Source organism: Deinococcus terrestris, from assembly GCF_009377345.1.
Lineage (GTDB): Bacteria > Deinococcota > Deinococci > Deinococcales > Deinococcaceae > Deinococcus > Deinococcus terrestris.
The window spans coordinates 452,465-472,885 of sequence record NZ_WBSL01000002.1 but is presented as its reverse complement, the minus strand read 5'-3'; the positions used below and the strand labels follow the sequence as shown (position 1 = coordinate 472,885).

Annotated in this window: 26 protein-coding genes and 3 tRNA genes; 15 read left to right on the top strand and 14 right to left on the bottom strand. The window is 70.3% G+C overall.

The window, feature by feature from the left end; genetic code table 11:
* Nucleotides 1-52 precede the first annotated feature (52 nt).
* Nucleotides 53-247, top strand: a complete 195-nt coding sequence (locus F8S09_RS08310) for a hypothetical protein (protein WP_152870985.1) — start codon at nucleotides 53-55, stop codon at nucleotides 245-247.
* A 15-nt stretch (nucleotides 248-262) separates the two neighbouring features.
* On the opposite strand, the gene F8S09_RS08305 is transcribed toward F8S09_RS08310, so the two are convergent.
* Together F8S09_RS08305 and F8S09_RS08300 are read right to left on the bottom strand one after the other, a co-directional pair.
* Nucleotides 263-853 carry a GNAT family N-acetyltransferase gene (locus tag F8S09_RS08305; protein WP_152870984.1) on the bottom strand — a complete coding sequence of 197 codons (591 nt, stop codon included), beginning with the start codon at nucleotides 851-853 and terminating at the stop codon, nucleotides 263-265.
* Entirely contained in the window at nucleotides 850-1,299 is a 450-nt protein-coding gene (locus F8S09_RS08300) for a ketosteroid isomerase-related protein (RefSeq protein ID WP_152870983.1), read from the bottom strand. The genes F8S09_RS08305 and F8S09_RS08300 overlap by 4 nt, the downstream gene beginning before the upstream one ends.
* Before the next feature lie 200 nt (nucleotides 1,300-1,499).
* Here F8S09_RS08300 and F8S09_RS08295 point away from each other — a divergent pair, with 200 nt between their 5' ends.
* The gene (locus tag F8S09_RS08295) at nucleotides 1,500-2,702 is read left to right on the top strand and encodes a hypothetical protein (protein WP_194165270.1); all 1,203 of its coding nucleotides are present in this window, start codon (nucleotides 1,500-1,502) and stop codon (nucleotides 2,700-2,702) included.
* Nucleotides 2,703-2,720: 18 nt separating this feature from the next.
* On the opposite strand, the gene F8S09_RS08290 is transcribed toward F8S09_RS08295, so the two are convergent.
* Nucleotides 2,721-3,734, bottom strand: coding sequence for a GNAT family N-acetyltransferase (locus F8S09_RS08290; RefSeq protein ID WP_152870982.1), 1,014 nt, complete (start codon nucleotides 3,732-3,734; stop codon nucleotides 2,721-2,723).
* Nucleotides 3,735-3,872: 138 nt separating this feature from the next.
* On the opposite strand from F8S09_RS08290, the gene F8S09_RS08285 reads away from it, so the two are divergent.
* A complete protein-coding gene (locus tag F8S09_RS08285; RefSeq protein ID WP_194165269.1) occupies nucleotides 3,873-4,292 on the top strand; it encodes a universal stress protein in 420 nt (139 codons plus the stop codon).
* A gap of 57 nt (nucleotides 4,293-4,349) precedes the next feature.
* On the opposite strand, the gene F8S09_RS08280 is transcribed toward F8S09_RS08285, so the two are convergent.
* Nucleotides 4,350-6,068 carry a M3 family oligoendopeptidase gene (locus F8S09_RS08280; protein ID WP_152870980.1) on the bottom strand — a complete coding sequence of 573 codons (1,719 nt, stop codon included), beginning with the start codon at nucleotides 6,066-6,068 and terminating at the stop codon, nucleotides 4,350-4,352.
* Between the two features lie 77 nt (nucleotides 6,069-6,145).
* Here F8S09_RS08280 and coaBC point away from each other — a divergent pair, with 77 nt between their 5' ends.
* On the top strand, nucleotides 6,146-7,384 hold the full coding sequence (coaBC, locus tag F8S09_RS08275) for a bifunctional phosphopantothenoylcysteine decarboxylase/phosphopantothenate--cysteine ligase CoaBC (protein WP_322618656.1): 1,239 nt from the start codon (nucleotides 6,146-6,148) through the stop codon (nucleotides 7,382-7,384).
* Nucleotides 7,385-7,427: 43 nt separating this feature from the next.
* The gene (gene argR / locus F8S09_RS08270) at nucleotides 7,428-7,889 is read left to right on the top strand and encodes an arginine repressor (RefSeq protein WP_253582617.1); all 462 of its coding nucleotides are present in this window, start codon (nucleotides 7,428-7,430) and stop codon (nucleotides 7,887-7,889) included.
* Nucleotides 7,890-8,031: 142 nt separating this feature from the next.
* On the opposite strand, the gene F8S09_RS08265 is transcribed toward argR, so the two are convergent.
* The 6 genes from F8S09_RS08265 to mqnP form a co-directional block, all read right to left on the bottom strand.
* Nucleotides 8,032-9,594 (bottom strand): sensor histidine kinase, encoded by a 1,563-nt coding sequence (locus F8S09_RS08265; protein ID WP_322618655.1) that lies wholly within the window; start codon nucleotides 9,592-9,594, stop codon nucleotides 8,032-8,034.
* Nucleotides 9,595-9,704: 110 nt separating this feature from the next.
* A complete protein-coding gene (locus tag F8S09_RS08260; RefSeq protein ID WP_010887388.1) occupies nucleotides 9,705-10,382 on the bottom strand; it encodes a response regulator transcription factor in 678 nt (225 codons plus the stop codon).
* Between the two features lie 45 nt (nucleotides 10,383-10,427).
* Nucleotides 10,428-11,024 (bottom strand): adenylate/guanylate cyclase domain-containing protein, encoded by a 597-nt coding sequence (locus F8S09_RS08255; protein WP_152870978.1) that lies wholly within the window; start codon nucleotides 11,022-11,024, stop codon nucleotides 10,428-10,430.
* An 88-nt stretch (nucleotides 11,025-11,112) separates the two neighbouring features.
* The gene (locus F8S09_RS08250; RefSeq protein WP_152870977.1) at nucleotides 11,113-11,556 is read right to left on the bottom strand and encodes a hypothetical protein; all 444 of its coding nucleotides are present in this window, start codon (nucleotides 11,554-11,556) and stop codon (nucleotides 11,113-11,115) included.
* A gap of 36 nt (nucleotides 11,557-11,592) precedes the next feature.
* Nucleotides 11,593-11,895 (bottom strand): hypothetical protein, encoded by a 303-nt coding sequence (locus F8S09_RS08245; protein ID WP_322618654.1) that lies wholly within the window; start codon nucleotides 11,893-11,895, stop codon nucleotides 11,593-11,595.
* Nucleotides 11,877-12,761 (bottom strand): menaquinone biosynthesis prenyltransferase MqnP, encoded by an 885-nt coding sequence (gene mqnP / locus F8S09_RS08240; RefSeq protein ID WP_194165268.1) that lies wholly within the window; start codon nucleotides 12,759-12,761, stop codon nucleotides 11,877-11,879. Before mqnP ends, F8S09_RS08245 begins: the two co-directional genes overlap by 19 nt.
* 88 nt (nucleotides 12,762-12,849) lie before the next feature.
* On the opposite strand from mqnP, the gene F8S09_RS08235 reads away from it, so the two are divergent.
* The 3 genes from F8S09_RS08235 (at nucleotide 12,850) to F8S09_RS08225 (ending at nucleotide 13,162) form a co-directional block, all read left to right on the top strand.
* A tRNA-Pro gene (locus tag F8S09_RS08235) sits at nucleotides 12,850-12,926 on the top strand.
* Between the two features lie 34 nt (nucleotides 12,927-12,960).
* Nucleotides 12,961-13,034, top strand: a tRNA-Gly gene (locus F8S09_RS08230).
* A 51-nt stretch (nucleotides 13,035-13,085) separates the two neighbouring features.
* Nucleotides 13,086-13,162 (top strand) — tRNA-Arg (locus F8S09_RS08225).
* A 50-nt stretch (nucleotides 13,163-13,212) separates the two neighbouring features.
* On the opposite strand, the gene F8S09_RS08220 is transcribed toward F8S09_RS08225, so the two are convergent.
* From F8S09_RS08220 to F8S09_RS08210, 4 genes are read right to left on the bottom strand one after another with little or no spacing between them, the layout of a single operon-like run.
* Nucleotides 13,213-13,398, bottom strand: coding sequence for a hypothetical protein (locus tag F8S09_RS08220; RefSeq protein WP_152870975.1), 186 nt, complete (start codon nucleotides 13,396-13,398; stop codon nucleotides 13,213-13,215).
* Between the two features lie 30 nt (nucleotides 13,399-13,428).
* Nucleotides 13,429-13,587 carry a hypothetical protein gene (locus F8S09_RS17640; protein ID WP_194165267.1) on the bottom strand — a complete coding sequence of 53 codons (159 nt, stop codon included), beginning with the start codon at nucleotides 13,585-13,587 and terminating at the stop codon, nucleotides 13,429-13,431.
* 46 nt (nucleotides 13,588-13,633) lie between these two features.
* A complete protein-coding gene (locus tag F8S09_RS08215) occupies nucleotides 13,634-14,290 on the bottom strand; it encodes an ImmA/IrrE family metallo-endopeptidase (RefSeq protein ID WP_152870974.1) in 657 nt (218 codons plus the stop codon).
* On the bottom strand, nucleotides 14,287-14,751 hold the full coding sequence (locus F8S09_RS08210) for a helix-turn-helix domain-containing protein (protein ID WP_152870972.1): 465 nt from the start codon (nucleotides 14,749-14,751) through the stop codon (nucleotides 14,287-14,289). Before F8S09_RS08210 ends, F8S09_RS08215 begins: the two co-directional genes overlap by 4 nt.
* Nucleotides 14,752-14,930: 179 nt before the next feature.
* Here F8S09_RS08210 and F8S09_RS08205 point away from each other — a divergent pair, with 179 nt between their 5' ends.
* The 7 genes from F8S09_RS08205 (at nucleotide 14,931) to F8S09_RS08175 (ending at nucleotide 20,418) form a co-directional block, all read left to right on the top strand.
* Complete coding sequence (locus F8S09_RS08205; protein ID WP_152870970.1) at nucleotides 14,931-15,308, top strand: hypothetical protein; 378 nt, start codon at nucleotides 14,931-14,933, stop codon at nucleotides 15,306-15,308.
* A 5-nt stretch (nucleotides 15,309-15,313) separates the two neighbouring features.
* Complete coding sequence (locus F8S09_RS08200) at nucleotides 15,314-15,802, top strand: hypothetical protein (RefSeq protein ID WP_152870968.1); 489 nt, start codon at nucleotides 15,314-15,316, stop codon at nucleotides 15,800-15,802.
* A gap of 30 nt (nucleotides 15,803-15,832) precedes the next feature.
* On the top strand, nucleotides 15,833-16,312 hold the full coding sequence (locus F8S09_RS08195) for an HIT family protein (protein WP_152870965.1): 480 nt from the start codon (nucleotides 15,833-15,835) through the stop codon (nucleotides 16,310-16,312).
* A 64-nt stretch (nucleotides 16,313-16,376) separates the two neighbouring features.
* Nucleotides 16,377-17,507, top strand: a complete 1,131-nt coding sequence (hemW, locus tag F8S09_RS08190) for a radical SAM family heme chaperone HemW (protein WP_322618653.1) — start codon at nucleotides 16,377-16,379, stop codon at nucleotides 17,505-17,507.
* A 104-nt stretch (nucleotides 17,508-17,611) separates the two neighbouring features.
* Complete coding sequence (lpdA, locus tag F8S09_RS08185; protein WP_152870962.1) at nucleotides 17,612-19,015, top strand: dihydrolipoyl dehydrogenase; 1,404 nt, start codon at nucleotides 17,612-17,614, stop codon at nucleotides 19,013-19,015.
* Nucleotides 19,016-19,072: 57 nt separating this feature from the next.
* On the top strand, nucleotides 19,073-19,804 hold the full coding sequence (locus F8S09_RS08180) for a hypothetical protein (RefSeq protein WP_152870960.1): 732 nt from the start codon (nucleotides 19,073-19,075) through the stop codon (nucleotides 19,802-19,804).
* Entirely contained in the window at nucleotides 19,801-20,418 is a 618-nt protein-coding gene (locus tag F8S09_RS08175; protein ID WP_152870957.1) for a hypothetical protein, read from the top strand. The genes F8S09_RS08180 and F8S09_RS08175 overlap by 4 nt, the downstream gene beginning before the upstream one ends.
* The last annotated feature ends 3 nt before the right edge of the window (nucleotides 20,419-20,421 follow it).

Sequence of the window (20,421 nt, the reverse complement as noted above, 5' to 3'; positions counted from 1 at the left end):
CGCCGTGGGGACGGTCAGGAATCCGCCAGAGGTTGCCCGCTACCCTGATTCCATGTTCGGTCGCCGCGTGCCCCCCCACATCGTCTTTGCCCTCAGCGTGCTGCTCGCCGCATTGTGCATGGTTCCCGCCGTGCGCTACGGAATGGCCGGGAACTGGCTCCCCGCCCTGATCTGGGGCGCGGTTGCCGTGTGGTTCGCGGTGGACGCGGTGCGGTCCTACGGATGGAAACAGCAGAAGAAGTCGTAGACGCTGCGGGCGAAGTTAGGCCAGCCGCTTGACCCAGAAGCGCATCGGCTTGGGCGTGTCGGCCGTCTCGCCCACGTCGGGCCAACCGAGCGTGGTTTCGAGGTCGGGGCGCTCCACGTAGCCCCGCGCCTGCCAGAAAGCGTTCAGCGGGCGATAGTCCTCCGGCCGGGCTGGGTGGTCCGCCGGGCGCTGCACCGCGCAAAAGGCGGTGACGGGAAGCCCCAGCCGCCGGGCGTGGGCCTCCCGCTCGTCGAAGAAGCGGTGCCCCAGCCCGCGCCCCCGGTACTCGGAGCGCAGCACGCTCTCCCCGAGGTACAGCACCTCGCCGGGGTCGAACTCGGACCCCAGGAAGGGGCGCTGAATCTCCGCGGTTTCCGCAACGAGGGGCAGCGCGGTGCTGGCCCCCACCACCTCGTTCCCGTCCCGCACGAGGACGACGAGGGCGCCGGGCGCCTCCAGATAGGTCTGGAGGTAACGCTCCTCGTACTCGGGATGGCCGTCGTACAGATACGGGAAATCACGGAAGACCTCGGTGCGCAGCCGGGCGAGGTCGGGCAGCGCCGAGCGCAGCTCCTCGCCGCTCGCCGGGGTGACGGTAAGGCTCAAGCCTGCTCCGTCCCCGCGTTCACCTGCCGGGTCCACTCCGCGAGGTTGTAGTAGTTCGTCACGCGGGCGATCTTGCTGCCGCGCACCTCGAAAAAGGCGCCGACGGGGAGGACGTACCTCTGCCCCGCTGCCTCGGGGAGGCCGGGATCGGTCTTCAGGTATTCACCATGAATGACGAACTCGGCCGCCGCACGCCTGCCGTCCAGGGTCGCCATCACCACGACCCCCTCAGCCCGCTCGCGGTAGTGGGCGTCCATCTTCGCCAGAAAGGACCGGAAGGCGTCTAGGCCGCGCTGGGTCTCGCCCTCGTTGACATCGTGCTGCACGTCGTCGGTGAGCAGGGCGAGCATGCCCTCGGCGTCGCCCGCATTGAAGGCCGCGTAGTACCGGGTCACGAGGTCGAGGGCCTGCGCCTGTGGAGTCTGGGTCGGGTCGCCGGTGGTCATGCCCGGCAGTTTACCGGCTCCCCCATTGGGGGGGGAGGCCAGGTTTTCGCCGCATCGCTCAAGATTTTCGCGTTCTGGCCGCACACTTCCCCCTTGCCGACGGGACGGGCTCTGCTATGGTTTGGCGTAAGCAGTGCCCACGATTATCTCGCGTGTCCGGCGGTGCCGTCCGGACCGCTTTCCATGAAGGAGTTCCCCGCATGAAGCAGATGCGTTACATCCTGACCCGCCCCTGTCTTCAGGAAGGCGTCCTGCGGCTTCAGAAGTACCTGGAGCCTACTTTCCCTGAAAGTGGTCCGGCCACTTTCGTGGACGACCGGGGCCGCGAGCACCGGGTAGAGATCGACCGCGCGGCCGGAGTCGTGCGCGGCCTGCACGCCCTCTACCACGACGCCAACCTCGGCGTGAACGACGTGCTGATGATCACGCCGCTGGAGCCGGGCCGCTACAGCGTGGAGGGCATCGTCAAGCCCCACGCGCCCATCACCACCCCCCGCACCGAAAACCAGCGGACCCCCGAACCGCGCCGGGTGGTCGTGACCGCCACCCCGCACGTCCGCGAGGTGCGGCTGCAACACGCGGAGCCGGACGCTCGGGCCGAGCGCCCGGTGGCTCCCCGCGCCGAGGCGCCTGCCCGCGAGCCGCTCGTGCCCGTGCCCCAGCTCGGCCGCGAGCCCCGCACCGCCGCTCCTGCATCCACCTCGGCCCCCGGCCCGGTCCCCGAAACGCCCGAAGCGCAACTCGCCGAACTCGCCAGCCTGACGGGCTACCGCCTGAGCTACGCGGCGCCCGGCGTGGCGCGGCTCGCGGCCGAGCTGGGCGAGTTCGGGTACGTGGTCCACGTCGCGCTGAACGAGGCGGCCCGGCGCCCAGGCTGGGAGGGCGGGGCCGACTACAGCGCCCTGCTCGCCGCCGAGGGCGAGAAGGTGACCGGAACGCCGCGCCTGACCCGCGAGGCCCTGGTCGCGCTGCTGGAACACGCGCGGCTGGCGCCCCTCTCGCCCATCGACCTGCGGCCTTACTGGGAAGCGGGCGACCTCGACCTGAACGCGGCGGCGGGCGTATCCGAACTGGTGGGCGCCCACCTCGCCCAGCGCGGGGCCTTCTCCTTCGTGCTGCTGACCCTGGCCGCGCAGCCCGCGCACAGCGTCCTCCAGGTGCCCCGGCTCGCCGAGCGCCTGGGCAGCGGCGTGAACCCGGCCGAGCTGAGCAGCATCCTCGATACCCTCAGCCGCGCTCCCTTCCTGGCCCTGACCCCGCTGCCGGGCGGCCAGTACCTGCTGCGGGCGGGTGTCTCCGAGATGCTGCGCGACGTGGCCGACTACGCCGACGGGGTGCGCCGCCGCATCCGCCCGGCGACCCCCGCCCAGGCTGAGGCGGGCTGGGCGCCCACCCCGGCCTGAGCGGACCAGGCCCCTGGGTCAGCCCAGCCGCACCTGCCACTCGGTAAAGCTGGCCCAGGGCTGAAAGCCCAGCGCCACGTTGATGCCCAGCATCGCGGCGTTTTCCTCGGCGTTGTTCGTCCGCACCCAGCGGGCGCCGGGGAACTCGGCCTGCACGTGCCGGAGCATCTGCGCCTTGAGCCACTTGCCCAGGCCCTGCCCCCGCGCCTCCGGGCGCACGGCGGTCGCTCCCTGGTAGACCAGCGCGGCCCGCTCCGGGTGCCAGAAGGTCTCGGTGTAGCCCATCAGCTCGCCCGTGCGGGTGTCCTCGGCGGCGAGGATGAGCCGGATCTCCCCGGCCTCCTCGATCATGTCCTCCCAGGCCCGGACCATCTCGGGGGTGATGCGCCAGTCGTCGACTTCCAGGTCACCCTTGGGCGCGGTGTTCATGACCTCCATCATGGTGACCATGCGGCCCAGGAACTCGTCGGGAACGCGGGTCCAGAGGTGCAGGCGGTAGGGGTCCCCCTCCGGGCGGGCGGTCCAGCGATCCAGCAGCCCCTGGTCCAGTCCCGCGAGGTCGAGCTGGCTCTGGCGCATGGGAAGGGCGGGCTCAGCCCCCAGGGTGCGGGCGAAGGCGTCCCCGGCGGGCACGTGGCTGGTCGTCCCCAGGGTGATCAGGCGGCGGCCCTCCTCGCGGGCGGCTTCCCGCAGGGCCTCCGCCACGGCGCGGCCCAGCCCCTGTCGCCGGAGGTCCGGGTGGACGATCAGCCGGGCGTGAGCCGCGTGCAGGTTCTGCGTGAGGCTGTAGCCCAGGCTCCCCCAGGCCACGGCCTGGTCGCCGTCCCAGACGACGAAGTGCCGCGCTGCCTCGTCGGGCGAAACATGGGTGAGGCCCAGCGCTTCCAGTTCGGGCCTCAGGGGCGGGTCGTCCGGCAGGGCAAAGGCGTGGCTGTCGGTGAGAAGCTGGCCCACCGCGAGCCGCTGCTCGGGGGTGGCCGTCGGTGGATCGAAGGGCGAAACAGTCCAGATGGAGGCAGAAAACGAGGTCATGTCCACAGTGTGAGGGGCGGGCCGCCTGGAGACATGGGCCAAACGGCGCACACCGCGCTAGGCTGGAGCGCGGGGAGTAGGCTGGAGGCAAGGCCGGTGCCCCACCCTTTGCCCCGCGCTGGCCGCCCGGGAGGAGCCATGAGATTCGTCGTCGCCTGTGACGGGAGTGCCCCCAGCCTGCGTGCCCTGCGCCGCGCCCTGCCGCTGGCGCAGGCGGCGGGTGCCGCGCTCGACCTCGTGCATGTGATCGAGGAACCGCCCGTCAGTCCCTTCGTGGAGTGGGCGGGCCTGGACGGCGACTACGTGCGCGGGCTGCTCGAAGTGCAGGCCGAAAAGGCCCGCGAGGCCACCCTGGCCGTGACGCAGGCGGCGGGGGTGGACGCCGAGTTCCGTGTCCTGCGCGGCCGCCCGGTCGACGAGCTGCTGAACGCGGCCCAGGACGCCGACCTGCTGGTGCTGGGCACCCACGGTTACCGGGGCATGGACCGCATGCTGCTGGGCAGCGTGGCCGAGACCCTGCTGCGCCGCGCCGAGGCACCGCTGCTGGTGGTGCCGTAAGCTCGACAGAGAAAGGGGCGACGGTGTGCACGTCGCCCCCTCCTTCCGTTCCCTGGCTCAGCTCCCCTCGGCCAGCCGCTCCCGCAAGAAGCCCATCAGCCCCCGGATGTGCTCGCGATCAAAGCGGAACTCGGCCCCGGCGGCGCGGTACAGCTCGGGCACGGGCACGGTGTTCCCCAGGCGCAGGCTGGCCTTGTACCGCTCCAGCGCCCCCGCCGGGTCCTGCCGCGCCTGCCGCCAGATGCCCACCGCCGCGAGGTAGCACATCGCGTACTCGATGTAATAAAAGGGCGCCCGGAAGATGTGGTAATACTGCCAGCCCTTGGCGCGGACGCCCTCGTCCAGCCCCTCCCAGTTCACGAACGGGTGGAAAGTCTTGTCGAGTTCCAGCCACTTGGCGTCGAGGTCCGCGACTGTCACGCCGTCGCCCGCCTCGGCGTAGAGCCAGTGCTGGAAGGCGTCCATCTGCGCGGCCCACGGCAGGAAGGCCACCACGCCCTGAAGCTGCTTCTCGCGGTAGCGGCCGAGTTCTTCCGCCAAGAACACATGCCCGAGGTGGTCGAGCGTCAGGAACTCCATCGCCATGGAGGGAATCTCCACGAACTCGATGGGACTCCAGCGGTTCCACACCAGGGGTTGCGCGGCGCCGCTCAGGAAGCCGTGGAAGGCGTGTCCGACCTCGTGGAACAGCACCCGCACGTCCTCGGCGGTGCCCACCACGTTCATCAGCACGAACGGCTGGTTCTCGACCGGGAAGTACTGGCAGTAGGCGTGCGTCATCTTGCCGGGGCGCGATTCAAGGTCCAGCAGACCCCCCTCCCGCATCTGCCCGAAGCGCCCGGCGAGTTCGGCGTCCAGACCGTCGAAAGCCTGCTGCGCCAGCGTCTCCAGCTCGGCTCCCGTCGTGAACGGCTTCAGCGACTCGCGGCCTTCCGGGTCGAGGAGGTTGTTGCGGTTGTAGTCCCAGGGCCGCACCGAATCCAGCCCCAGCCGGGCGGCGATGTTCCCGACGATCTCGGCGGCGAGGGGCACGACCTCGTCGCGCACGGCCTCGTGGAAGGCGCGGCAGTCTTCCGGGGTGTAGTCCACCCGGTCAAGTCGCTTCCACATGTAGTCGCGGAAGGAGGGCAGGTCGGCATTCGCCGCGAGCTGGTGCCGGGTGGGGAGCAGCTCCAGCATCAGCGCGTCGAGCTGCGGGGCGACCTCGCCGTTGCTGGCGGCGAGCGCCCGCCACGCGGCCTCGCGCACCGAGCGGTCGGGGTGGTCGAGACGCTGCTTGGCCTGTGGCACGGTTAGCGTCTCGCCGTCCAGCGCCACCTGCTGATTGCCGGTGATGACCCCGTGGCGGTTCATCTGCGCCTCGTGTGTCACGCCGAGGTCCACGTTGGCCTCACGGAAGAGGGCGGCCTCGTCGCGCATCCGGCGGTAGGTCAGGGCGAAGTCGGGGGCGGGCTGGTAGCCGGGCACCGCGAGCAGTTTCTCGATCAGGGCCTGCCCGGTGCGCTGCGCCTGGGGGGAGACTTCCTCCAGAAAGCGGGCGTAGCGGGCCTGGGCTGCCGCGTCGTCCGTGTGGAGGTCGGCGTGGGTGGCGAGCTTGCTGCCCGCCTGCCCCAGCTCGGCCTCCAGCGCACTCCACTCGGCCAGCCAGCCGGGCACCGATTCGGCGGCGAGGTCGGTGGCGAGCAGGGCCTCGAAACGGGGAGCGTAGGTGTCCCAGCGGGTCGCCTCTTGGGAAACGGTGAGCACGCGCTCGACCGCATTCAGGGTTGTGGTCATGCGGGAGAGTCTAACGTCCGGGGGTCCCGGCCCCGGTAGGCCAGATGGCGCAGCGGGCGGGCCTCTAGACTGACCGGGTGACTGCGCCCGCCCCGACTGTTCCAACGCCGCCCGGTCCCCTCATCCTCGTGATTGTGGGGGGCAGCATCGCCGCCGTGAAGGCCCCCTCGGTGCTGCGGCGGCTGCGCGAGCGCGGAGCCCAGGTGCGGGTGATCGCCACCGACGCGGCCCTCGCCTTCGTGACTGAACTCAGCCTCGCCACCGCGGCCGCGCACGAGGTCGCCACCGACACGACGTGGTTCTCGCCGCGCCCGGACGCGCAGCACCTGACCCTGGCGCGGGCGGACGCGGTCGTCGTGGTGGGAGCCAGCGCCGACCTGCTCGCGCGGGCGGCGGGGGGGCACGCCTCTGACCTCGCCTCGGCCACGCTGCTGAGCGTCCGCGCCCCCGTGCTGTGGGTGCCCGCCATGAACGAGAAGATGTGGACCCACCCGGCGGTGCAGGCCAACGCGGAGACGCTGCGCGGCTGGGGGCACCGCTTCCTGGGGCCGGAGGTCGGCGCGTTTGGAACAGCGGGGGAGGGGTCGGGCCTGGGGCGCATGGCCGAGCCGGAGGAGATCGCGGCGGCGGTGCTGGCGTTGCTCACGCCCCCGGTTCCCCAGGACCTCGCGGGCCTGCACGTCGTCGTCTCCGCCGGGCCGACCCGCGAATACCTCGACCCGGTGCGCTTTATCAGCAACCCCAGCAGCGGCAAGATGGGCTTTGCGGTGGCCGAGGAGGCGCGGGACCGGGGCGCCCGCGTGACGCTGGTGACGGGGCCAGTCACCCTTCCCGACCCTCCCGGCGTGACCGTGAGCCGCATCGAGACGGCGCTGGAGTTGCGAGACGCCGTGCTGAACGCAGCGCAGGACGCCCAGATCGTCGTGATGACGGCGGCGGTGGCCGACTACCGCGCGGCCGAGGCGGCCACCGAGAAACAGGCGAAAGTCGCGGGTGACGTGACGGTCACCCTCACCCCCAATCCCGACATCCTCGCGGAGCTGGGGCGGGAGAAGGGGGAGCGTGTCCTGGTGGGCTTTGCGATGGAGACGCACGCGGGGGTGGAACGGGCGGCAGCCAAGGCCGGGCGCAAGAACGCCGACTTCATCCTGCTCAATTACCCCACGCGCGAGGGCACCGCGTTCGGCGGCGACGACAACGAGGTCACGCTGGTCCGCCCGGACGGCTCGCACGAGGCCTGGCCCCGCCTGAGCAAGCGCGAGGTGGCCCGCAGGCTGCTGGACGAGGCGCGGCGGGTGCGCGGGACGGCCCGCTGACACCCCCGTTTGCCTTATTCACCCCGCCTGCATACCATGACGTGTGCTCAGCAAGGACCAGCGCCAGAAGCGCATTCAGGACATCATCGCCCGCGAGAGCGTCTCCACCCAGGCTGAGCTGGTCGAGCGCCTGCGCTCGGAGGGCATTCAGGTCACCCAGGCCACCGTCAGCCGCGATATCAACGAGCTGCGGCTGGTGCGCGTGCCTGTCGGCAAGGGCCGCCACCGCTACGCTCTGGCGCAGATGGCGGGGCATCAGGGGGTGGAAGAAGAACTCGGGCGCCTCTTTCAAAACTTCGTCAAGGACGTGGACCGGGGCGAGAACATCCTGGTCATCCGCACCGCCGACGGCCACGCGACCGGAGTGGCGCTGCTGCTCGACCGCCTGCGCCGCGACGACATCGTGGGCACCATCGCGGGCGAGGACACCATCTTCCTCGTCGCCCGCACGACCGCCGAGGGCGAGGAGCTGATGGAGGAGTTGCACGCGCTGATGCTGGGGTAAGTGGGGAGAAGCCCTCACGCCCTCATCCCCACCCGCCGAGGTTGCGAGCAGCAGGCGCCCGCCACCCCGTCCGGAAGCCCCTCGAAGTGACCTAGGGTGACGCGGTTCAGGCCGGGATTGAAGGTTCGGTGGGAGCCTCCACTCACGGCACGTCTTCCTCTTCCAGTGTCGGCACGTCGCCCACCGGAAGCTGCACGTGGGCCACTGTCCCCTTCCCGACCTCGCTTTCCAGCCAGATGCGCCCGCCGTGCGCGTCCACGATGCCCTTGGCGATGCTCAGGCCCAGTCCGGCGCCGCCCTGGTCGCGGCTGCGGCTGTCCTCGACCCGGTAGAAGCGGTCGAAGAGGCGCGAGAGGTGCTCGGGCGAAATGCCGGGGCCGTCGTCCGCCACGCTGAGGCGCACCTCGCGCCCCTCCTCCTGCGGGGTGCTCGTCAGGGTCACGGTGGTGGCCCCGGCCTTGAGCGCGTTGCCCACGAGGTTGATCAGCACCTGCTTGAGGCGGTCGGGGTCGCCCTCGAAGGCCACCTCCTCGCCCGTGACCCGCAATGCCGTGCCTTGCGCCTGCCCGAGCGGGGCGAGTTCGCGGGCCACCTCGCCCAGAAAGAGGGTCGAGAGGATGGGCTGGCGGGTCAGGGTGAGCGCCCCGCTGTCCGAGCGGGCGAGCTCCAGCAGGCTGGCGATCAGGGCGGTGAGGCGCTCGGATTCTGAGCGGATGATGTTGAGGCTCTCGCGCTGCTGCCCGGTCGGGTTGGTGCGCCGCAGCAGGTAGCCCGCGTGCCCACTGATCGCGGTGACGGGGGTCCGCAGTTCGTGGCTGGCGTCCGAGGTAAAGCGGCGCTGCGCCTCGAAACTGGCCTGGAGGCGGCCCAGCATGGCGTTCAGCGCCTGCGCGAGTGCCTGCACCTCGTCCCCGGTCCTGGGCACGGGCACCCGCTCGTCCAGATTCTGCCCGCCGATGCCCTCGGCGGCCTGCTGGACCCGCCGCAGGGGTTGCAGCGCCTGTCCCGCCAGCACGTAGGCCCCCAGCGCCGCCGCGAGCAGCCCCAGCAGGCTCAGTGCGAGCACTCCCTGCTGAAGCTGCGCCAGGGTCCGCAGCGCCGGGTCGAGCGGGCGCCCGATGTAGGCGACCGCGAGGTTGGGGGGCGCTCCGGGGTCGAGTTGCAGCGGCCCCAGCGCCACCAGGAAGCGGTGCGGGCGGCGGATCTCGGTGTAGGGGTCTTGGACTTCCCGCTCGACCAGGATGCGCCCGTCGGGCGACCCGATCAGGCGGGTAAGTTCCTCGTCGGACAGCCGCACCGGGTTGTCCCCGCTCATGCCGATGGTCTGCCGCCGACTGCCTGCCAGACCCCGCAGAAAATCCAGAAACTGTCCCCGTGCCCGTGGGTCCCGCGCCGCCGCGAAGTCCTCCTGAAGCGAGGCGAGGTCGTAGGTGGGCAGCTCCTCGACCTGAATAGCGTCGTCGGGAAAGAGGTAACGGGCCTGGGGTAGAATCCCGGCCGCGTCCCGTTCGCGCGAGGTCAGGGGGTTTTTGAGGTTCAGTCCCGGCACCACGTCCCGCAGCAGCACGTAGGTGTTGCTCAGTTCGCGCTCCAGATTGCCCACCAAGCTGCCCCGAATGGTGAAAAACACCGCCACCGATACAGCCGCCAGCACCAGCGCGACCAGCCCGGTGTAAAACAGGGTCAGGCGCCAGCGCAGGCTCACGGAGCCGCCTCCGCCGGGGCAGGGGGGCAGCGGCCCTGGGATACAGGGAAGCCGGGCGCGTCAGGAAAACCCGTCACGCCCGGCAGTGTACCCCCCCCGCATCCCGCCGCTTACTCCTCGCGCAGCACGTACCCCACCCCGCGCACGGTGTGAATCAGGCGCCGCTCGCCGCCTTCTTCAAGCTTGCGGCGCAGGTAGCCGATATACACGTCGACCACATTGCTGCCCCCGGTGTACTCGGGCCAGACTTTTTCCTCGATCTCGAAGCGGGAGAAGACCTTGCCGGGATTGCGTGCGAGCAGCTCGAGCAGCTCAAACTCCTTGGCCGACAGCTCGACCCGCCGCCCGCCCCGGAAAATCTCGCGCCCGTCGAGGTTCATCACCAGGTCGGCCACCCGCACCTCTCCTGTGACGGCGGGGTTCACCCGGCGCAGATGGGCACGGACGCGGGCGAGCAGTTCTTCGATGGAAAAGGGCTTGATGAGGTAGTCGTCGGCGCCCGAGTCCAGCCCCTCGACTTTGTCCTGAATGCCGTCTTTGGCCGTCAGGATGATGATGGGCGTGTTGCTGGTCTTGCGGATGCGCCGGGCGACCTCCAGGCCGTCGAGCACAGGCAGCATCAGGTCGAGGATCACGAGGTCCGGGTTGACCTCGCGGAACTTGCTCAGGCCGGTCACGCCGTCAAAGGCCACCTCGGTGGCATACCCTTCGGCGGCCAGCTCCAGCTCGATAAAGCGGGCAATGTCTTTTTCATCCTCGATAACGAGGACCAGAGGCTTGCGTTCCATGCGGTCAGTCTATGAACCGTTCTCATGAGAAGACGGCCCGGCCGCTTAACCAGTTTTCATGGGGGTCGCGGCTGGGGCGGCGGGCACCAGCACCCGGTACGCCTGGCTGTGGGGGCCAAATCCCCGCAGGGGCGGCAGGGTGCGGGGCAGCAACGGCACGCCGGGACCCAGCGCACGGGCCGCCGCCCCGCAGACCAGCGTCTCGCCGGGGTTGGCCGCGTCGCACAGGCGCCGGGCGTAGTTGACGGGAAGGCCGTACGCGCTGGGCTGCCCGCCCACCATGCCGGTGACGACCTCGCCCGCCGCGACTCCTGAACGCACCCGGAGCTGCAGGCCCAGCGCCCCGGCCAGTCCGAGCCCCGCGGCCCGGTCATGGGCGCCCACCGCTGCTCGCAGGGCCTGCTGCGCCGCCTCGGCGGGCCACAGGGCCAGCACCGCGTCGCCCTGGTGCTGCAGCACCTGCCCCCCATGCACCTCGAAACTCAGCATCAGCACCTGCACGAACTCGGCCATCAGCGCGGCGTAGGCGCCCAGCGACAGCCTGTGCGCGATGCGGGTGCTGCCCACCAGATCCGTCATGACCAGGCACGCTTCCTCGGGCGCAGAAGGCTCGGCGGGCAGCGGCAGCAGAAGGTGCGTCATGGATCCATCACACTATGCCGGAGGCTGCAGTCTTGAGTAAAGACCCATCTGGGCCACACGCGTTCCTCACCTCTTCATGAAGCCGGGATCAGGGAAGGGGAGGGACAAACCCGTGGAGGGGGGGCAGGGTCCGGAAGGCCACCCAGTCCCCCGGACGGGCGGAAGGCAGGCTACCCACGCTGCCCAGGACGAGCGGCACCCGCGCCTGAACGGCCCAGATCTGGCGGCCCACACTGAGGACGCGGCCCCGCCCCGTCACGGCCGAGACCCCCAGGATCTCGAGCTGTTCCTCGTGCGCCTTGTCCTCCTCCAACCGCCAGGTGCCCGCCGGGTCCAGCAGGCCGTGAATCACGAAGCGGGCGGGGCCGGGCCGGGCGGCGTAGGGGCCGCTGCGGTCAAAGAGATACAGCACCCGCCCCCCCGCCGCGAACTCCAGCAGCGGGCTGCCCTCGCGGCCGGGGTAGAGCGTGCCCTCGGCAGCGTAGGGTGCGTGGGTCGCTGCGAACTCGGTGTCGGAACTCTCCAGCGTCAAGGCGTTTCCTTCCTCCCGGCGTGCATGAGAGGAATTCTAGGGCACCCTGCCCCCCTGGCCCGCGTCCTCATCCTCCAACCATTCCAGCCCTGGCCGGGGCACCCCCGCCGCGTCGAGAATGGGGTCGGCCCGCTCCAGCGCAAAGGTGCCTTCCACCTCCCGCAGCAGGTGAATCAGGACCAGACCGCAGAGGCGCTCCAAGATGGCCCAGCGGAGGCTCCCGGTCTCCTGATGGGCCTGGGCGCGGCGCAACCGGGTCAGGGCGAGACGCTCCTCGCCGTCCCGGAAGGCTTGGGCGGCGTCCGGCGGCACCAGCCCGCTCAGGTCAGGGTGCGCCACATCACGTCCAGGATGACGCCCGCCAGCATGGTAAGGGCCAGCCACATGTTCGCATCGAAAAAGGCCACATTGACCCGCCCGAGGTCGTCGGGATTCACGATGCGGTGCTCGTACAGCAAGATGCCCCCCATGACGAGCGCGGCGAGGTAATACCACACGCTCGCCCCCGTGACCACGCCCACCGCAAGCAGCAGCCCAAAGGTGAGGGCGTGGCTCGCGGCGGCGATCCGCAGGGCGCGGGGGATGCCGAAGCGGGCAGGAATGCTCTGAATGCCGTTCTGGCGGTCGAAGCGGTAATCGAGGGTCGCGTAGATCACGTCCAGCCCGATCATCCAGAAGATCACGACCGCCCACAGCAGCCACGCGCCGGGCGCGAACTCGCCCGTCACCGCGATCCAGCCGCCCGCCGCCGCCGCCCCGTCGGTGACGCCCAGCCAGGCGTGGCACAGCCAGGTGTAGCGCTTGGTGTACGGGTAGCCGATCAAAAACAGCACCGCCAGCGGCAACAGCAAGAGGCACAGGGGGTTGAGCTGCGCCGCCGCATACGCCATCACCGCGAGGCTGCCCACCACCAGCCCCCACGCCTGCGTGGGGCGGACCTTGCCGCTGGGAACCTCGCGGCCCGAGGTGCGGGGATTGCGGGCATCGATGAAGCGGTCGATCACCCGGTTGGCGGCCATCGCGGCGGTGCGTGCCCCGGCCATCGCCACGGTGACCCACAGCAGCACCTCCCAGCCGGGCCAGCCGGTGCCGTTCACCTCCATGCTGGCGAGCAGCATTCCCGCGTAGGCGAAGGGCAGCGCGAACACGGTGTGTTCGAACTTCACGAGGTCGAGGTAGGTCTTGACACGGGCCGCCGCGTTCACAGCCTCCCAGCATACTCCCTCTGGGCACGGGCTCTGGACACGGCCGCCCCCGCCTCTGCTATCATGCCTTCCGCGCGGGTGCAGGTCACGAGGCGTAGCGCAGGCCGGTAGCGCACTTGGTTTGGGACCAAGGGGTCGCTGGTTCGAATCCAGTCGCCTCGACCACCTTCTTCGGAAGGGCCTCAGCACGCGCAGCAGGGCGGGATTGGTGTAGTGGTAGCACAGCAGCCTTCCAAGCTTCTGGCCTCGGTTCGAATCCGTGATCCCGCTCCAGATTTGAGCCTCCCCCGCGGAGGCTTTTTCCGTTCCCCAGCGCCTAGCCCTGCACCCTTAGCTCAGTTGGATAGAGCAACCGCCTTCTAAGCGGTCGGTCGTAGGTTCGAGTCCTACAGGGTGCGCCACAGAAACCCCCCCCGCGACAGGCGGGGGCTTTTTGCTGAAGGTTGGTCCGTCAGGCCTGCCGGGGCGCGAAGACAATTCCCTCGCCCACAAAGGCCACGCCGCCCGGCTCCCGCGCGTCGGGCACGAAGGCGAGGCGGCTGCCCTCCCTGAACTCGGCCCGCCCCACGTTCACGCGCAGCAGGGCCATCAGCAGGTCGGCGTAGAAGGTCACCTCGTCGCGTTCCTCTTCCAACACCGTGCCCTCCGGGAGGGCCGCCGCCTGCGCTCAGGTCAGGTGCAGGGCGGCGGGGCGGGCCAGGACGCCCGTCTCCCCGGCGCGGGCACGCAGGCTCAGGGCGCCGTGCCGCGCCATCACGTCGCGCAACCCGCGCAGCAGCGGGGCGGCCAGGGCGGAGTCCAGGGGCTGGAGGGGTTCGGTGCTCACCCCCCGACTGTCGCAAAGGGTCCCCTGCCCCTCACCCCAGGCTCCCTCACCACGCCACCGTTCCCAGGGTCAGCCCCGTTCCGTACTCGCGCGGCACCCGCCGCAGCCGGGCATCCTGGCGGCGCAGGGCGATCTCGGGGATGCGGGTGCCCACCCCGAAATCGAGGGCAATGTTGGCGCTCGCCACGTCGCGCACGTAGCTGCGCTGGGTCACGAAAGCGGCGCGGTGCGCGTCGGGTTCGAGGCGGCCGTAGACCAGGCGCCGCATCGCCACCGGCAGGCTGGTGCGGCTGACCTCGGCCAAGTGCAGCACGGCGCCGGGGCTGACCCCATAGCGGCGCAGGGCTTCGTCCAGCAGCGGCCCCGGCATCTGGAGCTGGGCGGCCCCGTAGTTGCAGTAGGCCTCGACCTGGGCGCGGAAGTCCTCCGGCGAGTCGGCCTGCCAGCGCAACTCGGTCTCAATGCCGCTGTCGCGCAGCAGGGCGTGGCTGACCTCGTGCATCTTCACGAAGGTGCGCTCGCTGCGGTACACGCCTTCCTCCAGCGTGATCACCGTGCGCGGCAGCGATACCGTGCTGCTGAACGGCCCCGGTGCCACCGGAATATCCAGGCTGGCCGCCAGCCTCCAGAAATCGGTCTCGTAGCCGTGCGCGGCGTGCACCCGGTCCACGAACTCCAGAAAGGCCGCCCCCAGTTCGCTCACGGGTCCACCTCGATCCACTCGCGCACGCTGGTGAAGTACCGGAACCACTCCGGCGCGGTCTGCGGCCCGCGCCCGTAGAAGTTCCCGGCCTGCGCCAGCGCCGCTTGCACCTTCGGGTGCGCGATCAGCGGATCGACCGCCGCGTACCGCTCGCCCGCCTCACGCAGTCCCTCGGGAATGTCCGGGGAGGGGAGGGCGGGGAGCGCGACCTCCTCTACCACCAGCGCCGGGTTGATCCGCCGCAGTTCCCCCGCTGTCAGCCCCAGCACCCCCGCGATGGCCCGCAGGTACTTGGACCCGGCCACGTTGACCCGCCCCTTCAGCAGGTGGCTGAGGTACCCGGGGTCGGGAATCCCCGCCCGCGCCGCGAGCTGAGCTTGCGTCAGCCCCCGTTCCCGCAGCTTGCGCCGCAGGAACTCGCCCGCTTCGGGGGCACTCAGGGGGGGAGCCGTCTCGGTCATGGTCGGTCCTGCCCAGCATACCCGCAGTTGGACCGCGTCGCAAGCCGGGTTGCGACAGGTCGCTTGACAGGTGGGGCGCTGGGGGACACAATGACCTCCACGAAATCCGGCTTCAAAATCCGCTCTCAACAGAACGGGGAGGAAGATGCGAGAGGTCGCGCCCCTGCCTGGAGGTGTCTATGGATCAACTCACGCCCACCGAACTGCTCGCCGCCCTCACGGGGATGGGCGGGCTGCTGCTCAGCGGGCTGACGCTGCTGCTGCGGGGCCGCGAGGCGGCGTGGACCCAGGCGGCGGGGCTGCGCGGAGAGGTCCGGGCCGAACTCGGCGAGTTGCGCGGGCAGGTCGCCGCACGGGAGGCCGAGCTGGAGGCGGCCCGCGCCCGCCTCACCGGGCTGGAAGACGAGGTCAGCGCCCTGCACCTCGACCGCCGGTTGCTGCTGGACTACCTGCGCGACGTGGCGGGCGGGCACTTCGGCCCCGGCTGGTGCGGGCGCCGGGCGCGGGACCTGCTGAGGCGACTGGAGCAGGAGCGGGAGGGCGGCTCGGTATGCTGACCCCCATGAACCACACCCGCACCTGGACGGACCTCTACGGCTCGGCCTGCGCCCTGTTCGAGGGCCGGGCAGGGGGCCACCGCTGGCTCGTCGCCGCGCCCCCGGAGTTGGCAGGCGAACTGCCCGCCGCCCTGCAAGCCCTCGACGGCAAGGGCGAGGTCCGCCTCCTCGTCCACGAGGGCTTGACGCCGCTGCTCGCTGCCTTACACGAAAGCCCGGTGCGCGGCGTGGTGGTCGTGGGGGAGCGGGCGCTGACCGCCGGGCCGGAGGTCACGCTACCGGAGCGGGAGGTGGAGGACGGGGGAGGCGTGGTTTACCGCGAGGGCGGAACCTTCACGGCCTGGACGGCGGCTCTGGACCTCGGGGGCGCGGAGGGCGAGTGCCCCGCCGCGAGCGCCGCCGCGTCTTTGGGCGTGCCCGTCGTGGTCGCCGCCCCGGAGGGCGTCCGCGCCGCCCTGGAAGCCTGGATGGACGCCACGCCACACGGGCGGTAGGGGTCGGCGTCGGCGGGTAGGGTGAGCCCCATGCACAACCACGCCCCAGAGTCCTACGACTGCCCCTTTTGCGATGTCGTGCGGGGCGTACCGCGCCCCCTGCCCTACACTCAGCTGGAAGACATCGTGCGGCGTGGCGAACTCGTCACGGCCTTCATCTCCTCCTGCTGGTGGCCCAACAATCCGGGCCACGTCGTGATCGTGCCCAACGAGCACTTCGAGAACCTGTATGAGCTTCCCGCACATTATGGGGCGGCTATACACGACATGTCCCGCGTGATCGCCCTGGCCCTCAAAGCTGTCTGCGGCTGTGACGGCATCTCCACTCGCCAGCACAATGAACCCAGTGGAGGGCAGGACGTGTGGCATTACCACCTCCAAGTCTTTCCGCGCTACATGGATGACAACCTCTACGTCCTCACCCCGGAGCGGCGCACGACGACACCGGAGGAGCGGCGGCCGTATGCGGAGCGTCTGCGGGCCTTCCTGACCCAGCAACCATCCGTCTGAACGCGGCGGGGCAAACGCAACCTGCACCGCGCACCGCTTTCCACTTCCCGGCTACCCTGCCCCCGTGCCCGCGCCCGTCCTCGACCCCACCGTCCGTCACCTGTACGTCCACGTCCCCTTCTGCCCGACCATCTGCCCCTACTGCGACTTCCACGTCCTGACGCGGCGGGCCGGGCTGGTCGAGCGGTATCTGGAGCGGGTGGAGGAGGAAGCGGCGCGGCTGGCGGACGAGTACCCGGTGGACCTCGATACCGTCTATATCGGCGGCGGGACGCCCAGCTTCCTGCGCGACGCGGAAATCACGGCGCTGGTGGGAAGCGTGCGCCGTCACCTGGGTTGGGGCCGTGCCGAGAACACGCTGGAAATTAATCCCGGCACGGTTAGCCCGGCGCGGGCGGCCTTGTGGCGTGACCTCGGGTTCGGCCGCGCCTCGGTGGGCGTGCAGAGCCTCGACGACGCCACCCTGAAGTTTCTGGGCCGCCAGCACGACGCCCGGCAGGCGCGGGAGGCCGTCGCAACGCTGGTAGAGACAGGCTTCCGGGTCAGCGGCGACCTCATCACGGCGGTGCCGGGGCAACCGCTGGAGAGTGACATTCGTGGCCTCGTCGAGCTGGGCGTGGGCCATGTCAGCGCCTACACCCTCACCATCGAACCGGGCACCGAGTTCGCCCGCCGGGGCGTGACGGTGGAGGAGGACGACGAGCGCCGGGGCTTCGAGGAGACGGAAGCCCGCCTCACCGACCTGGGCTTCTCCCGTTACGAGATCAGCAACTACGCCCGCCCCGGTCAGGAGTCGCGCCACAACCTCGCCTACTGGGAGGGGCGCACGTATCTGGGGCTGGGGCCGGGAGCGGCGGGGCACTATCCGGCCACTCCGGGCGGTGAGGTCCTGACCCTGCGGCGCACCAACCCTCACCTGCACGACTGGCTCACGGGGGAGGGGGGAGAGGCCGAGGCCATCACCCCCGAGGAGTACGTCACCGACGCTCTGTTCATGGGGCTACGGCTGCGGGCGGGGCTGGACCTGGCCGACCTCTCGCGGCGCAGCGGGGTGGACATGCGGACGCGGTATGCCACGCCCCTCGCGGCGAACGTGGAACGCGGCCTACTCATGCTGGAGGGAGACCGCTTGAGGGCCACCCCGGGGGGCTGGTGGGTGCTCAACCGGGTGGTGACGGACTTTCTGGAGGCGTAGCGTCCCGCCTGCCCGGACTCACCCCCCGTGCGGATGGCCGCCCGCACTCCGACTTCCGGCTGCGGGACACGGGCCGCCTCCGGGTGGGCGCTAGACTGCCCCCCATGACCAAGCAGATGGACTTTGACGTGCTCGTGATCGGGGCCGGGCCGGGCGGCTACCACGCGGCGATCCGCGCGGCGCAGCTCGGGCTGAAGGTGGCCTGCGCCGAGCGCGAGTCGGTGGGCGGCGTGTGCCTCAACGTGGGGTGTATCCCCACCAAGGCCCTGCTGCACGCGGGCGAGCAGATGGCGGCGGCCCGCCACGCCTCCGAGTTCGGCCTGACCTTCGGCGAGCAGACGCTGAACGTCGCCCAGCTCAACGGCTGGAAGGACGGCATCGTGAAGAAGCTCACCGGCGGCGTGAGCAGCCTGTTCAAGGCGAACAAGGTCACGTCCCTGAAGGGCCAGGCCTCCTTCGTGGACGAGCACACCGTCCAGGTGGGGGACCAGACCTACACAGCGGCGAACATCATCATCGCCACCGGGTCCGAACCCGCCCGGCTGCCCGGCATCGAGGTGGACCAGCAGCGCATCGTGGACTCGACGGGGGCGCTCGTCGTGCCTGACCCCATTCCCGCGCGGATGCTGTGCGTGGGCGGCGGCGTGATCAGCTTCGAGTTCGCGCACGTGTACAACAACCTCGGCTCCCAGGTCCGCATCATCGAATTCCTGCCCACCATCATCCCCGGCGCCGACGCCGACGCCGTGCGCGAGTTCGGCAGGGCGATGAAGAAACAGGGCATCGAGTTCGAGACCCAGACCAAGGCCAACAGCGCCGTGCAAAAGGACGACGGCATCCACGTCGAGATCGAGAACGTGAAGACCGGCGAGAAGCGGGTGGAGGTCTTCGACCGCGTGCTGGTGGCCGTCGGCCGCCGTCCCCGCACCGACGGCCTGAACGCGCAGGCGGCAGGCGTGCACGTGACCGACCGGGGCTTTATCCCCGCCGACGAGCAGCAGCGCACCAACGTGCCGCACATCTATTCCATCGGGGACGTGGCGAGCAACCCCATGCTGGCCCACAAGGCGATGAAGGAGGGCCTCGTCGCCGCCGAGGTCATCGCCGGGAAGCCCGCTGCGCAGGACGCCGTCGCCATCCCCGGCGTGGTCTACACCTCGCCCGAACTCGCCTGGGTGGGCCTGACTGAACTGGAAGCGAAGGAAAAGGGCTACGAGGTCAAGATCGGCGTGTTCCCCCTCTCGGCGTCGGGCCGCGCGATGACCCTGCAGCAGACCGACGGCTTCGTGAAGATGGTCGTGGAAAAGGACACCGACCTGCTGCTCGGCGTGCATATCGTCGGGCCGCACGCGTCGGACATGCTGGGGGAGGCCAGCCTCGCGCTGGAGATGGCCGCGACCGCCACCGATGTGGCCCTGACCATCCATGCCCACCCCACCCTGGGCGAGACGATGCTGGAGGCCGCCGAGGCCGTCCACAAGCAGGCGATTCACATCATGAACCGCTGAGGGGCGGCCCCGGCAAATCTGCCACAACGTGCGAAAATTACCTTGTACAGTCGGGGAGTGATCACACTTCCCGGCTCTTTTTCCATGCGGCTGCTGGGGGTGGGCGCCCTGTGCGTCTCCCTGCTGACCGCCTGCCCCGGCCCCGGCCCCCGCCCGACGCCCTACCTTCCGCCCTCGCAACTGTCCTTCACGTTCCCCACGGTTCAGGACACCACCGACGTGAAGCTCGCCGCTGTCGCCTTCGTGAAGGACGAGAAGACTGGGGGGTATCAGTCCCAGGTGGTGACCTTCACGCCGCTCTCCGGCCCGGCGGCGTCCTCGGCCACCCTGTTCCTGGACGGGTACCGCCTTGACACGTGGGCCAAGAACCCCGCCTGCACCACCCCCTTCCTGGGCGGCGAGACGGCCGGGATGCAGGAGGTGACGGTCACGCCGAACACGGTGCGGACCTGCAACCTTTACTTCATGCTGTTCCGCGACGCCAACCGCAATGGGGCGCCGGAATCGGGCGAGGTGCTGTACGAGACGCACGACCTTTACAGCTACGCGACTGAGGCCTTCACCTACCGCTTCGTGAGCCCCGACGGGCGCAGCACCGAGACGGGCACCCGCACCAAGGGCTGGTCGCTCGTCCGCCATCAGGTGTTGCAGCCCAGCGCCACGCCGGGGCGTTACCTGGTAAGCATGAACAGCCTGCCGTCCGCCGACGAGCGGCTGAACATCCGGTTGCACGAACGCACCGACTACTTCACCAGCCAGGGCCTGTCCCTGGGCGGAGGCCAGAAATGAAGCGCCTGCTGCTGCTGTCCCTGCTGGCCCTGACCGCCTGCGGTGCCGGGCCTTCCTCGCCGACCGGGGGCCGCCCGGAGCTGCCGACCGGCGTGGAGGTACGCCACCCCGCCGCCCCCGCCGGGACCACCGTGTACCTCAACCTGCTGACCGAGTCGGGCGAAAGTGTCTACCAGCAGGCCGTGACCGCCGGAGCCACTCGCACCGAGGTCAACCCGGCCCTCTGGCGCGAACAGTCCGGGCGAGCGCGGCCCATTGAAGACTGGCTCCCGGAAGGCGCCGACGACCTTCAGGTCAGTGCTCCCGGCACCCCCGTCCTGCTGCTGCACTGGGTGATGTGGCAGGACCGCGACGGCAACGGTCAGCGGGCAGCGGGCGAAACCCTGGACCTGATGACCCACGACCGCGCCGTCTACGCGGAAAAGGCCGTTACCGTGACCTTCAAGACCGCCGCCCCGGACATGCGGCAGCAGTGGCAGTTTGCCGCAGGCTGGAGCCGTGCCGAGCACTACGTGTACCTGCCCAGCGGTCAAAGCACCTACCGCCGCAGCCTCCAGACCCAGGGCCTGGGCCGCTACGAGCTGCACGTTCCCACGCCGATCACCAGCCAGTAAGCT